Consider the following 15,163-nt stretch of genomic DNA (forward strand, 5'->3'; position numbering starts at 1 on the left):
TTTTCGTTCGCATCCATTCGTCAGAACTCTCGACTTACAGGTGAAGGACAAGCCAGGAAATTTCGCCGGTGCATATCTTATGAGAATTAATCGCATCCGAGAACACTAACTATTTCATCGCCTCCCTCGTCTTCATGGCAGAGCTGGAAAACATCGGTAGTGGCCGGTGGCCGGCATTCCATACAGCTGAAGGAGAAGAGCGATGGCTTTCGATCGCGAAGATGCGGTTTACAAGGTGCTGGTCAATGGCGAAGAGCAGTACTCGCTGTGGCCGGACTACAAGGAAGTCCCGGCCGGCTGGCGCGAAGTCGGTCCGCGCGGCAGCAAGGCCGATTGCCTGGCCTACGTCGAGGCGAACTGGACCGACATGCGCCCGCTGAGCCTGCGCCAGAAGATGGACGGCCAGGCAGCGGGGCACTGATCCGTGCTGCGCCTTTTCTGCCTGCCATACTCCGGCGCCAGCGCCATGCTCTACGTCCGCTGGAAGCGCCAGCTGCCGGCCTGGCTCGAGGTCTGCCCGGTGGAGCTGCCCGGTCGTGGCCGGCGCTTCGCCGAACCCCTGCAGACCGACCTGCGCGCGCTGGCCAGCCAACTGGCCGATGAGATCGCCGCCCGGCTGGATCAGCCTTACGCCGTCTTCGGCCACAGCCTCGGCGGCCTGCTGGCCTTCGAGCTGGTCCACGCCCTGCGCGAGCGCGGCCTGCCGCTGCCGCAGGCGCTGTTCGCCTCGGCAGCCTCCGCGCCGTCACGCCGCGACAGCCATCGTGAACTGGCGCAGGAGCAGAGCGACGCGCAACTGATCGAACGCATGCGCCGCCTGGGCGGGACCGCCTCCGCCGTTTTTGCCGATGCCGAAATGCTCGCCCTGACCCTGCCGGTGATGCGCGCCGATTTCCTCCTTTGTGGTCTCTACGACTACCGCCGGCACCCGCAGCTGACCTGTCCGATCCATGTGTTCGGTGGCAAGGGCGACCGGCTTTCGGTCGAGTCGCTGTCGGCCTGGCAGGACGAGACCTGCGCCGGTTTCTCCCTGGAGATGCTCGAAGGCGGGCACTTCTTCATCAACACCGACGAGGCGCGCCTGCTCGAGCTGATGCTCGGCCGGCTGCGCCTGCCTGGCCAGTCGACCAGCGCAGCGCTGGCCTGATCGATTCAAGCGGAGACCCCCGATGCCTACCTCCACTCTGTTCGATATCGCTCCCCTGGCTGAAGCGCGCGGCGGCCTGCCGTTGCTGGTGCAGGCACGCGGCGAGGGTATCGACCTGCTCGATGCCCTCGCCGAACTGCGCCCGCTGGTTGAAGAGCGCCTGCCGGTGTGCGCCGGCATTCTCTTCCGTGGTTTCCAGGTCGGCGCGGCGGAGCGCTTCCGTGAATTCGCCGCCGGCTTCGGTCACCCGCTGCTCAACTACGAATTCGGTTCCACGCCACGCAGCAACGTCACCAGCGGCGTGTACACCTCCACCGAATACCCGCCGCACCAGCACATCCCGCTGCACAACGAGCAGGCCTACACCCGCGAGTGGCCGCTGAAGATCTGGTTCTATTGCGTGCAGGCCGCGCAGAGCGGCGGCGAGACCCCCATCGCCGACAGCCGCGAAATCTACCGCCGGGTTGACGAAGGCATCCGCCGCCGCTTCAGCGAGCGCGGGCTGATGTACACGCGCAACTTCGGCAACGGCCTGGACGTGGCCTGGGAGCAGGTGTTCAACAGCGACGACCCAGCCGTGGTCGAGGCCTATTGCAGGGCCCACAGGATCGGCTGGGAATGGAAGGAAGACGGCGAGCTGCGCACCCGCCAGGTCTGCCAGGCCGTCGCGCAGCACCCGGTGACCCGCGACTGGGTGTGGTTCAACCAGGCGCACCTGTTCCACGTCTCCAACCTGCCGCCGGAAGTGCGCGAGAGCCTGCTGGAAATCGTCGACGAGGAAGACCTGCCGCGCAACGTCTACTACGGCGACGGCAGCCCCATCGAGCCGTCCGTACTCGACGAAATCCGCGGCGTGCTGGAGGAGGCCAAGGTGAGCTTCCCCTGGTACAGCGGCGACGTGCTGATGCTCGACAACATGCTGGCGGCGCATGCGCGCTCGCCGTTCTCCGGGCCGCGCAAGGTGGTGGTGGCGATGGCCGAGGGGCACGGGGCGGACGCCTGACGTGTCGGCTTGCACGGACAACTCCCTCTCCCTCTGGGAGAGGGCGGGGGTGAGGGAAATGGCCGGGCACCGAAGTCGCCGGTAGCACCCTCACCCTAACCCTCTCCCAGGGGGAGAGGGGACCGATCGGAGCGAGCGTTGATGGCGGTGCTCCGAAAGAACAGCGAATCAAGAATTTCCTCCGGCGAGCGCCCACGCACTCGCCGCCAGAACAGGTGATGTCATGAACGACCGTTACGAAGCCGCCGGAAACCTGGTCGAGGCCCTGCTGCAACGCGCCTGCGAAATGCCGCGCAAGACCGCCCTGCGATTCATCGCCGAGAATGTCGAACAGCCCATCAGCTTCCGCGAGCTGGACGAGCGCGCCCGTGCCATGGCCGCCTGGATGCTGCGCCATGGCCAGCAGGGCGACCGTGCCGTCCTCCTGCTGCCCAGCGGCCCGGACTACGTCACGGCGTTCTTCGCCTGCCTCTACTCGGGCATCATCGCCGTGCCGGCCTATCCGCCGGAATCGGTGCGCCCGCAGCATCTGGCGCGCCTGCGCTCGATCCTCGATGACGCGGAACCCAGCCTGGTGCTCACCGATTCGACGCTGATCGAGGCCCTGCGCCCGGCCTGCGTGCGCGAGAACGGCGAGAGCCCGTTGCTGCTGGCGGTGGACCAGGCCGATCCGGCGTTGGCCATCGAATGGCAGATGCCGGAACTGGCCGACGACGACATTGCCTTCCTGCAGTACACCTCCGGCTCCACCTCGACACCCAAGGGCGTGCAGGTCAGCCACGGCAACCTGGTCGCCAACGAACGGCTGATCCGCCACGGTTTCGGCATCGGCGATGACGACGTGATCGTCAGCTGGCTGCCGCTGTTCCACGACATGGGCCTGATCGGCGGGCTGCTGCAACCGATCTACAGCGGCATCGAATGCGTGCTGATGTCGCCGCGCTACTTCCTCGAACGCCCGCGCCGCTGGCTGGAAGCCATCGCCCGCTTCGGCGGCACCGTCAGCGGTGGCCCGGACTTCGCCTACCGGCTGTGCTGCGAGCGGGTCAACGAGGCCGCTCTGGAAGGCCTGGACCTGAGCAAATGGCGCGTGGCCTTCTCCGGCTCCGAGCCGATCCGCCCGGACACCCTGGAGCGCTTCGCCGCCTGGTTCGCCCCGGCGCAGTTCGACGCCGCGTCCTTCTACGCCTGCTACGGCCTCGCCGAAGCCACCCTGTTCGTCACCGGCGGCGTGCGCGGTGAGGGCATCGGCCAACTGGAAGTGGACCTCAACGCCCTGGGCGAAAACATCGCCCGCCCGGGGCGCGGTACTTCGCTGATCAACTGCGGCCGCACCCAGCCGGACCACGACGTGCAACTGGTCGACCCGCAGAGCGGCGAAACCCTCGGCCCGGACCGCGTCGGCGAGATCTGGAGCAGTGGCCCCAGCGTCGCGCTGGGCTACTGGCGCAACCCGTTGGCCAGCGCAAGCACCTTCGTCGAGAAGGACGGCCGCACCTGGCTGCGCACCGGCGACCTGGGCTTCCTGCACAACGACGAACTCTTCGTTACTGGCCGGCTCAAGGACATGCTCATCGTCCGTGGACAGAACCTCTACCCGCAGGACCTGGAACGCTGTGTGGAAGAAGAGGTGGACCTGGTACGCAAGGGCCGCGTCTCCGCCTTCGCCATCGAACACCAGGGCCGCGATGGCATCGGCATCGCCGCCGAAGTCGGGCGTAGCGTGCGCAAGCTGATCTCCGCCGAGGCGCTGGCGAAAGCCATCTCCGCCGCCGTGGCCGAGACCTTCCAGGAGGCGCCGCTGGTGGTGGCGCTGCTGGAGCCGGGTGCGCTGCCCAAGACTTCCAGCGGCAAGCTGCAGCGGTCGGCGTGCCGCGCCCAACTGCTCGATGGCAGCCTGCAGGCCTACGCCATCCAGCGCGCCGGAGAGCCGATCAGCGATGGCGCCAGCGCCAGGCCGGTTGCTGCACTGACTGCCGAAGAGCAAGCCATCGCCGCACTCTGGAGCGAGGTGCTGGAGCTGCCGGCGATTCGCCGCGATGACAATTTCTTCGCCCTGGGCGGCAACTCGATCAAGGCCACCCAACTCATGGCGCGCCTGCGTGAGCGCCTTGGTCGCGCGGTTGAGCTGCGCCTGCTGTTCGAAGCGCCGGAACTGGGCGCCTTCGTCGCCGCGCTGGCGGCCCTGCCGACCATTCAGGTCGAGGCTGTGCCGCAGCTCCCGCGTGACGGCCTGCTGCCGCTGTCGCCGGCCCAGCGCCGCCTGTGGTTCCTCTGGAAGCTGGAACCGCAAAGCGCGGTCTACCACATCGCCGGGCGCATGAACCTGCGCGGCGAGCTGCGCCGCCCGGCGGTGGAGCAGGCCTTTGCCGTGCTGCTGGGCCGCCACGAAACCCTGCGCAGCCGTTTCATCGAGCAGTCGGACGGCGCAGTGTCGCTGAGCCTCTCCAAAGACACGCAAGTGGAATTGACCGAGAGCGACTTCAGCTCCCTGGGCAACGCCCGCCGCGACATCGCCGCCCGCGAAGATGCGCAGGCCTTTGCCGGCGAACCCTTCGACCTGGCCACCGGCCCGCTGCTGCGCCTGCGCCTGCAGAACCTCGGCGGTGGCCGCCAGGCGCTGTTGCTCTGCGTGCACCACATCATCGCCGACGGCTGGTCGCTGAACCTGCTGCTGGATGAGTTCGCCGAGTGCTACCGCGCCATCGTCGAACAGCGCGAGCCGGTATTGCCCGCGCTGTCGCGCCAGTACCTCGACCTCGCCGCCACCGAGCAGGCCAGGCTGGAGGCGGGCGAAGGCGCGCGTCTGCTGGACTGGTGGAGCGAGCGTCTGGGCGACCAGCATTCGCCGCTGGAATTGCCCTTCGCAACCGGCGAAAAAGGCCAGAGCGCCGAGCTGATCGAATGCGCAGTGGATGCCGACCTGACGCGTCAATTGCGCGCTCTGGCCCAGGCCCACGGCGCCACCCTGCCGATGCTCCTGCTCAGCGCCTACAACCTTTTGCTGCAGCGCTACAGCGGCCAGCACGACCTGCGCATCGGCCTGACCCAGGCCGGCCGTGAACAGCTGGACAGCGAGCGCCTGGTCGGCTTCTTCGTCAACCTGCTGGTGCTGCGCAGCGAGCTGCCCGAAGGCGCCAGCCTGCGCGGCGTGCTCCGCCAGCTGCGCGACGACCTGCTGCAAGCCCAGGCGCACCAGAGCCTGCCGTTCGAGCAACTGGTGGAGGCGCTGCAACCCGAGCGCGGCCACGGTCGCCACCCGCTGTGCCAGGTTGCCTTCGACCACCAATGGCAGCCGCGCGCCGGCAACGGCCTGCCGGGCCTGACCGTGGAAGCCCTGGAACAGCTCGACCTGGAAACCCCGTTCGACCTGGTGCTGCGCGTTCGTGAGGGCGAACAGACCCTGCGTCTGAGCTTCTGCTATGCCCGCGAGCGTTACGCCGCAACCGGCATGCAGCGCCTCGTCGGGCACTTCCTCGAGCTGTTGCGCACGCTGCCGCAAATGAACGCCGACGCCGTCCTCGACGCCCGCGACTGGCTGCCCGCCAGCGACTGGAGCATCGCCGTGGCCGGCGAGTTACCAGCCTTCGAGGCGCTGAGTGAGACCATCGCCGCTCAGGCCCGCCGCCATCCGGCGAAAATCGCGCTGATCGACGAGCAACGCGAGGTGAACTTCGCCGAGCTGGAAGACCGCTCCAACCGCCTGGCGCAGCGCCTGATCCAGCGCGGCATCGGCGCGGAGCGCCGGGTTGCGGTGGCGCTGCCGCGCGGCGTGGATATCCCGCTGGCCCTGCTGGCCGTCATGAAAGCCGGCGGCGCCTACCTGCCACTGGACGTCGATTACCCCGAGGAGCGCCTGGCCTGGCTGATGCAGGACGCCGGCGTCGACCTGCTGCTGACCAATGCCGCGCTGGCCGAGCGCCTGCCGCTGCCCGCCGGCGTCGAGCGCCTGCTGCTGGAAGAGGCTGACCTCGGCAATGCCCTGGCCGTGCGCCCGCTGCTGCGCATCGAGCCGCAGAACCTCGCCTACCTGATCTACACCTCCGGCTCCACCGGCCAGCCGAAAGGCGTTGCCGTCGCCCATGGCGAGATCGCCGCGCACTGCCGCGCCATCGGCCAGCGTTACGCCATGAGCGACGCCGACCGCGAGCTGATCTTCATGTCCTTCGCGTTCGACGGCGCCCATGAGCGCTGGCTCACCGCGCTGTCCCACGGCGGCAGCCTGCTGATCCGCAACGACGCGCTGTGGACCGCCGAGCAGACCCTGGAGCAACTGCGCCGCCATGCTGTGACGGTCGCTGCTTTCCCGCCGGCCTACCTGCAACAGTTGGCGGAACAAGCAACGATCCACGGCCACGCACCGAGCATGCGCATCTATTGCTTCGGCGGCGACGCGGTGCCGGAAGCGGCCTACCAGCTGGCGCACCAGGCGCTGAAACCCGAACACCTGATCAATGGCTACGGCCCCACCGAAACCGTGGTCACCCCGCTGCTCTGGAAGGCCGACGCGCGCACCGCGTGCGGCGCGGCTTATGCGCCCATCGGCGAAGTGGTCGGCGAACGCAGCCTGTATATCCTCGACGACCGCCTGCAACCGCTGCCGCGCGGCGTGGCCGGCGAGCTGTACATCGGCGGCCACGGTCTGGCGCGCGGCTACCATCAGCGCGCCGGCATGACCGCCGAGCGCTTCGTCGCCGACCCCTACGCGGACGGCCTGCGCCTTTACCGCAGCGGCGACCGCGTGCGCTGGCGTGAAGACGGTGCGCTGGACTACCTCGGGCGTGTCGACCAGCAGGTGAAGATCCGCGGCTTCCGCATCGAGCCGGGCGAGATCGAAGCCCGCCTGCGGGCGTTGCCCGGTGTGCGCGAAGCAGCGGTGATCGCCCGCGACAGCGAGCGCGGCAAGCGCCTGCTGGGCTACGTGACGACTGAAAGCGTCGCCGAAGACACCCTGAAAGCCGCGCTGCGTGCGCAACTGCCGGACTACATGGTGCCGTCGCGCATCCTCGTGCTTGGCGAAATGCCGCTCAACGCCAACGGCAAGATCGACCGCAAGGCGCTGCCCGAGCCACAGGACGCCGCCAGCACAACCGAAGCCCCGCGCGACGGCCTGGAAAGCCGCGTCGCCGCCGTCTGGGCCGAAGTGCTCGGCGTGCCGGCCATCGGCCGCGAGGATGATTTCTTCGAGCTGGGCGGCCACTCGCTGCTGGCAACCCAGGTGATCTCCCGTCTGCGTCTCGACCTGCATTGCGAAGTGCCGCTGCGCGACCTGTTCGAAGCCAGTCGCCTGGACGAATTCGCTGCCCGTCTGGGCGCTGCTAATCCTTCTGCTCGCCCGCCGCTGCGCGCCGTTGCCCGCGACGGCGACTTGCCGCTGTCGGCCGCGCAGAGCCGCCTGTGGTTCTTCTGGCAGATGGAGCCGGCCAGCGCCGCCTACAACGTGCCGGGCGCGCTGCGTCTGCGCGGTGAGCTGGACGAAAACGCCTTGCGCCGCGCCTTCGATGCCCTGGTGGCGCGCCACGAAACCCTGCGCACCACCTTCGACGAAGTGGACGGCCAGGCCTTCCAGCGCATCCGGCCGGCGCAGCCGCTGGACCTGGCGCGGGTCGATCTGTCCACCGAAGTCGACGGTGAAAGCGCCGCGCGCCGACTGGCCGAGGAAGAAGCACAGCGTCCGTTCGACCTGCGCAACGGCCCGCTGCTGCGCCTGACCCTCATGCGATTGTCTCCAAAAGAAGTGGCCGACGCCGACCACGTGCTGCTGCTGACGATGCACCACATCGTCTCCGACGGCTGGTCGATCCGTGTGCTGGTGGACGAGTTCAGCCGTCTCTACGGCGCCTTCGCTGCTGGCGAAGACCTGCAACTACCGCCGCTGCCGGTGCAGTACGCCGACTACGCCCAGTGGCAGCGCGAGCTGCTGGCGGGCGAGGAGGGCCAGCGTCAGCTGAACTGGTGGACCGAGCAACTCAGCCAGGACACGCCTGTCCTGGAACTGGCCGCCGACCGCCCGCGTCCGGCCGTGCAGAGTTACCGCGGCGGCAGCCTCGGCTTCAGCCTGGATGCCGGGCTGGGTAGCCGCCTCAAGCAACTGGCCCGCGAGCAGGACGTCACCCTGTTCATGCTGCTGCTCGGCGCCTACGCCGTGCTCATGCAGCGCTACAGCGGCCAGCGCGACCTGCGTGTTGCAGTGCCCATCGCCAACCGCCAGCAACTGGAAACCGAAGGCCTGATCGGCTTCTTCGTCAACACCCAGGTGATGCCGTGCGCATTGGCGGACGACGAATCCTTCGCCGCGCTGCTGGCCCGTCTCAAGCCGCTGGCACTGGGTGCGCAAGCCAGTCAGGACCTGCCGTTCGAACAGCTGGTGGAGGCGCTGCAACCCGAACGCAGCCTGGCCTACAACCCGCTGGTGCAGGTGAAATTCAACTTCGGCTTCGACGTCAGCCGCCTGCCCGACGCCGGCGCGTTGAAGCTGGAACTGTTCAGCGAGGAACAGTACGGCGCGCGCTTCGACCTCGCCCTGGACATGGCCGAGGCGCTGGACGCCAGCGGCCAGCCGGGCGATGAACTGCGCGGCAGCTTCGTCTATGCCCGCGACCTGTTCGACGAGGACAGCGTCGCCGCCATCGCCGGCCAGTTCGAAGCGCTGCTGCGTCAGCTGTGTGCCGAACCGCAGCGCGCTCTGGGCGAGCTGCCGCGCCCGATCGCTTCGCATCGTCGTGGCGAGGCGCGGCAGTGGCCGCAGCAGGACGTGCTCGGCCTGTTCGCTGCGCAAGTCGTCGCGCAACCGGATGCCATCGCCGTGCAGGACGATAACGTCCGTTACAGCTATGCGGAACTGGATGCGCGCACCAGCCGCCTGGCCAACGCGCTGATCGACAGCGGTGTGGAGCAGGGCGCGTGCGTCGCCATCTGCCAGGAACGCAGCGCGCAGTGGATTCTCCTGCTGCTGGGCGTGCTCAAGGCCGGTGCCACCTATGTACCGCTGGACCCGGCGCAGCCAGCCGAGCGCCTGCGCCAGTTGCTCCAGGACAACGCCATCGGCCGCGTGCTGGTCAGCGACGCGGCGCTGCTGGAGACCTTCGGCGAAGCCGCCATGCTGATCCCGGCCGGTGGCCCGGAGCAGGGCGGTGATGCCGCGCCCGCGCGGAACATCGATCCGCAGCAGGCCGCCTACGTCATCTTCACCTCCGGTTCCACCGGCCAGCCCAAGGGCGTGCGCGTCAGCCACGCGGCGCTGGCCAACTACGTGCAAGCCGTGCTCGAGCGCCTGCAACTGGACCAGGGCCGCGCCCACGGCCTGGGCATGGCGATGGTCTCCTCGGTGGCCGCCGACCTTGGCCACACCACGCTGTTCGGTGCGCTGTGCGGCGGTGGTCGCCTGCACCTGGCCGATGCCCAGGCGGTGGCGGATGCCGAGCGCTTTGCCGCGTTCATGCAGGACGTGGACGTGCTGAAGATCGTCCCCAGCCATCTCGCCGGCCTGCTGGCGGCCGCACCGAATGCTGCCGCCGTGCTGCCGCGCCGTCTGCTGGTGGTAGGCGGGGAAGCCTGCGACCGCGCGCTGCTGCAGCCGCTGCGCGAGCTCGCACCCAAGCTGCGCATCGTCAATCACTACGGCCCCAGCGAGTCCACCGTGGGCGTGCTGACCCACGAATGGTCGCTGCTCGAAGACCTGCCGGCGGCGAGCCTGCCCATCGGCACGCCGTTGGCCAACACTGCCGTCCGCGTGCTCGACGAGAACGGCCGCGACCTGCTGCCGGGCGTGCCGGGCGAGCTGTACATCGCTGGCGCCGGCCTGGCGCTGGGCTACCTCGGCCAGCCGGAAATGACGGCCGAACGCTTCGTAGAGATCGAGGGGGAGCGCCTGTACCGCAGCGGCGACCGTGTGCGCCTGAACCGTCGCGGCGACGTGGAGTTCCTCGGCCGCGTCGACGACCAGGTGAAGATTCGCGGCTACCGCGTCGAGCCGGGCGAACTGGCGCAGGCGCTCAAGCGCCTGCCGGGCGTGCGCGATGCCGTGGCGCTGGCCGAACGTGAAGGCGATGGCCCGATGAAGCTGCTGGCCTGGGCCGTCGCCGAGGGCCAGAGCGTGGAAGCGCTGCGCGAAGCCCTGGCCGGCGAAGTCCCGGAATACCTGCTGCCCGCCCAGCTGATCCTGCTGGAACGCCTGCCGCTGAACGCCAACGGCAAGGTGGATCGCAAGGCCCTGCCGCGCGCCGAAGCGGTCGCCAAGGCCGGAGACAGCGCGCCGCTGAGCGAGCTGGAACAACGCATTGCCGATATCTGGCAGGCCGTGCTGAAAGTCGAGCAGGTCGGTGCCGAGGACAACTTCTTCGAACTGGGCGGCGACTCCATCCTCAGTCTGCAGATCATCGCGCGCATCCGTAAGCTGGGTTACAAGCTCAGCCCGAAACAGCTGTTCGAGCGGCAGAGCGTCCGCCAGCTCGCGCAGTGGCTGGAGAGCCGTGCGCCGGCTGCCGCCGCGGCACCCGCGCCGGTCGTGACCGTCAGTGGCGAAGTGGCGCTGTCGCCGGTGCAGGCGCGCTTCTTCGAGCGTGTACCGGGCGCCCAGCGCCACCACTGGAACCAGGCGCTGCTGCTGCAACCGCGCGAAGCGCTGGACGGCGACACACTGGCCCGCGCGCTGCACTGGTTGGTCGGCCAGCACGACGCCCTGCGCCTGCGCTTCGACGGCAGCCGCCAGCGTTACGCTGAACAGGGGGCGCTGGACATGACCCTCCTGTGGCGCCGCCGCGCTGCCGATGCCCGCACCCTGGAGCGCCTGTGCGACGACGCCCAGGCCAGCCTGGATATCGCCAACGGCCCGCTGCTGCGTGCCATGCACGTCACGCTGGAAAGCGGCGGCGAACGTCTGCTGCTGGTCATCCACCATTTGGCGGTGGACGGCGTGTCCTGGCGCATCCTGCTGGAAGACCTGCAATACGCCTACCGCGAACTGCGCGCCGGGCGCACACCCGCAGCGCTACCGCGCAGCGACAGCTACCAGGTCTGGAGCGCCCGCCAGCAGGCAGCCACCAACAGCACCGAAGTTGCCGCCGAGCTGGCTTACTGGCAAGGCGAACTGCGCGGTGCGCCGTCGCTCGAGCGTGCCCGCACCGACGCTCCGGGCACCTGGAAAGAAGCCGCCAATGCGCGCTTCAGCCTCGACGCCGAAACCACCCGCCAACTGCTCGGCCCGGTGCTGAAAGCGCAACGCCTGCAGATCAACGACCTGCTGCTGACCGCCCTGGCCCGCGCGCTGTGCGCCTGGACCGGCGAATCTTCCGCGCTGGTGGAAATGGAAGGCCACGGCCGCGATGCCTTCGACAACCAGGCAGCGTTGGACCTGAGCCGCTCCGTGGGCTGGTTCACCGCGCTGTATCCAGTCCGCCTGCATGCCGGCGGCGAGCCGGGTGACGACCTGCGCGCCACCCGCGAGCACCTGCGCAACCTGCCGCGCGCCGGCATGGGCTACGGCCAACTGCGCTACCTCAGCCAGCACGCCGCCAGCCTGCGCGAGCTGCCCACGCCGCAGGTGACCTTCAACTACCTCGGCCAGCTCGATCAGGCCTTCGCCGACGCCGACTTCCTGCCGGCCTTTGAAGGCGTGGGCCGCAGCCAGCCGCTGAATGCCGCGCTGGGCAATGCGCTGGTCTACGCCGGCCGTGTGCTGGGTGGCGAGCTGAGCCTGGAAGTCACCTACAGCAGCGCGATGTTCGACGCTGCCGTCATCGATGAGCTGCAAGCGCTGCTGCGCGCCGAATTGCAGGCGCTGGTGGCTTACTGCATGACCACGCCACGCAAGCTGGAAGCCGCCGAGCTGCCGCTGGCCGATCTGAGTCAGGCCCAGCTCGACGCCTTGCCGCTGCCGGCCGGCGTGGAAGACCTCTATCCGCTGTCGCCGATGCAGCAAGGCATGCTGTTCCACGCCCTCGACGTGCCGGGCTCCTCGCTCTACGTCAACCAGCTGCGCGTCGACCTGGACGGTCTCGATGAAGCCCGCTTCCTCGACGCCTGGCGCGCGGTCGTCGCGCGCCACGCCAACCTGCGCGCGGGCTTCCTCGCCAGTGCGGATTCGGCGCCGTTGCAGTTCGTCCTGCGTGAGGTGCAGTTGCCGGCGCAGTCCTTCGACTGGCGCGACCAGCAGGTCAGCGAGCAGCAACTGGACAGTGTCGCTGAGGCCCAGCGCAACCTGGGCTTCGACCTGGCCCAGCCGCCGCTGCAACGTCTGGCGTTGCTGCGCCTTGGCGAACGTCGCTACCACCTGATCTGGACCTGCCACCACCTGCTGCTGGACGGCTGGAGCAGCGCGCGGCTGATCGGTGAAGTGCTCGCCCTGTACCGTGGCGAGTCGCTGCCGACGCCCGCCGCGCAGTACGGCGACTACATCGGCTGGCTGCGTGCCCAGGACGGCGCCGTCGGCGAAACCTTCTGGCGCGAGCGCCTGAAAGGCTTCGACGAGCCGACCCTGCTGGCCACCGCCTGCAACGCCAGCTTCCGCGAGGAACCGCTGCGCGAGCTGCACAGCCGTCTCGACACGGCGCCGCTGCAACGCTTCGCCCAGACCCAGCGCATCACCCTCAACACCCTGGTGCAGGGCGCCTGGGCGCTGCTGCTGCAACGCTACTGCGGCCAGCGCAGCGTGACTTTCGGCGCGACCGTCGCCGGCCGCCCGGCGAGCCTGCCGGGGGCGGAGGAAAGCCTCGGCCTGTTCATCAACACACTGCCAATCCTGCAGACCCCGGACGACGCCCAGCGCGCCGGCGAATGGCTGCGTGAGCTGCAGGCCTTCAACCTCGACGTGCGCGAGTTCGAGCACACGCCGCTGTACGACATCCAGCGCTGGGCCGGCCGTGGTGGCCAGGCGCTGTTCGACAGCCTCATCGTGTTCGAGAACTTCCCCATGGACGCGGCGCTGTCGTCGTCCGCGGACGATGAACTGCGCATCCTCGGCCATCGTCCGGTAGACGGCACCAACTACGCCCTGGCCCTGGTGGCCAGTGCCGGCGAGCAGCTGGACGTGCGCTACACCTACCGCGCCGACCGCTTCAGCGCGAGCCAGATCGAACGGCTACGCGGCCATTTCGAGCGTCTGCTGCTGGCTCTGGTGGAAGACGCCGAGCGCCCGCTGGGTCGCCTCAGCCAATTGGCCGACGCGGAGCGCAACGAACTGCTGCAACGCTTCAACGCCACCGAGGCCGCTTTCCCGGCAGACACTCAATTGCAGGAACTGATCGAGCGCCAGGTTGCGGCGACTCCGGACGCGCTGGCCCTGCAATTCGGCGAGCAGCGCCTGAGCTACGCGCAGCTCAACGCCCGCGCCAACCAGATTGCGCACTGGCTGCGCTGCGCGGGTGTCGGCCCGGATGTGCTGGTCGGCGTCTGCGCCGAGCGTTCGCTGGAGCTGGTGGTGGCCCTGCTGGGTATCGTCAAGGCCGGCGGCGCCTATGTGCCGATGGACCCGGACTACCCGCAGGATCGCCTGCAGCACATGCTGGCCGACAGCGGCGTCAATCTGCTGCTGACCCAGCAACATCTGCTGCAACGCCTGCCGCAGAACACTGCGAAAACCCTGTGCCTGGACAGCCAGTGGGGCGAAATCGCCACGGCTTCCGCGCAGAATCCTGTCATCCAAGGCAGCCCGCAGAACCTCGCGTACCTGATCTATACCTCCGGCTCCACCGGCAAGCCCAAGGGCGCTGGCAACAGCCACCGCGCGCTGGTCAACCGCTTGCACTGGATGCAGAAGGCCTATGCGCTGGACGCCTCCGACCGCGTGTTGCAGAAGACTCCGTTCAGCTTCGACGTGTCGGTGTGGGAGTTCTTCTGGCCGCTCATGACCGGCGCTGCCCTGGTGGTCGCCGCGCCCGGTGCGCACCGCGATCCGGCGGCACTGCGCCAGGTGATCGAAGCCGGTCAGGTCACCACGCTGCACTTCGTGCCGTCGATGCTGCAGGCCTTCGTCGCTTCCGGCGAACTGGAGCGCTGCACCTCGCTGCTGCAGGTGATGTGCTCCGGCGAAGCGCTGCCCTATGAACTGCAACAGCAATTCCGCCAGCGCAGCAGCGCGAAGTTGCACAACCTCTACGGCCCGACGGAGGCGGCGATCGACGTCAGCTTCTGGGCCTGCGACGAGGACAACGCGCGGCAGGTCGTGCCCATCGGTCGGTCCATCGACAACCTGCGCCTGGTGCTGCTGGACGAGCGCCTGGAGCCTGTTCCGCAAGGCGTCGCCGGCGAGCTGTACATCGGCGGCGTGGGCCTGGCGCGCGGTTACCACGCACGCCCCGGCCTGACCGCCGAGCGCTTCGTCGCCGATCCACACGGGCAGGGCGAGCGCCTGTATCGCACCGGCGACCTGGCTCGCCAGCGCGAGGATGGCGCCATCGAATACCTCGGCCGTCTCGACCACCAGGTGAAGATTCGCGGCCTGCGCATCGAGCTGGGCGAGATCGAGGCGCGCCTGCAAGCGCAGCCGGAAGTCAGCGAGGCCGTGGTGGTGGCGAAGGACGGCGTGCTGCTGGCCTATGTGGTTGCCAGCGCCAAGCCCGAGGCGCTGCGCCAGGCGCTGCAAGGCGAACTCCCGGACTACATGGTGCCGTCGCGGATCATCGTCCTCGACGCCATGCCGCTGTCGCCCAACGGCAAGCTGGACCGCAAGGCCCTGCCGGACCCGCAGCTGGGCGATAGCCAGCGTGAGTACGTGGCGCCGCGCAGCGATCTGGAAGTGGAGCTGGCCGGCATCTGGCAGCACGTGCTGCAGGTGGATCGCGTTGGCCTGCACGACGACTTCTTCGAACTGGGCGGGCATTCGCTGCTGCTCACCCAGGTCGGCCTCACCCTGCGTCAGCGCCTGGGCCTGGAATTGCCGCTGCACCGCTTGTTCGAGCTGAGCAACATCGAATCGCTGGCCGCCTGGATCGAAAGCCAGCGGGCAGGCTCCGCCTGCGCAGAAGAGGAACTGGACCTGATGGATGAACTGCTCGGCGAGCTGGAGAATCTCTGAT

The 15,163-nt window shown here is 68.7% G+C and carries 4 protein-coding genes; all 4 read left to right on the plus strand.

The features are described from left to right. Positions 1-202 precede the first annotated feature (202 nt). The 4 genes from L6D89_RS15015 to L6D89_RS15030 all read left to right on the plus strand — a co-directional run bounded on the left by L6D89_RS15015 (position 203) and on the right by L6D89_RS15030 (position 15,162). The gene (locus L6D89_RS15015; RefSeq protein WP_236173344.1) at positions 203-421 is read left to right on the plus strand and encodes an MbtH family protein; all 219 of its coding nucleotides are present in this window, start codon (positions 203-205) and stop codon (positions 419-421) included. Positions 422-424: 3 nt separating this feature from the next. After that, the gene (locus L6D89_RS15020) at positions 425-1,147 is read left to right on the plus strand and encodes a thioesterase II family protein (protein WP_236200300.1); all 723 of its coding nucleotides are present in this window, start codon (positions 425-427) and stop codon (positions 1,145-1,147) included. 22 nt (positions 1,148-1,169) lie between these two features. Next, positions 1,170-2,150 carry a TauD/TfdA family dioxygenase gene (locus L6D89_RS15025; RefSeq protein ID WP_236200301.1) on the plus strand — a complete coding sequence of 327 codons (981 nt, stop codon included), beginning with the start codon at positions 1,170-1,172 and terminating at the stop codon, positions 2,148-2,150. 223 nt (positions 2,151-2,373) lie between these two features. After that, positions 2,374-15,162 carry a non-ribosomal peptide synthase/polyketide synthase gene (locus L6D89_RS15030; RefSeq protein ID WP_236200302.1) on the plus strand — a complete coding sequence of 4,263 codons (12,789 nt, stop codon included), beginning with the start codon at positions 2,374-2,376 and terminating at the stop codon, positions 15,160-15,162. Position 15,163 lies beyond the last annotated feature (1 nt).

The sequence above is a fragment of the Pseudomonas pseudonitroreducens genome (genome assembly GCF_021603645.1).
In the GTDB taxonomy this organism is placed as follows: domain Bacteria; phylum Pseudomonadota; class Gammaproteobacteria; order Pseudomonadales; family Pseudomonadaceae; genus Pseudomonas; species Pseudomonas pseudonitroreducens.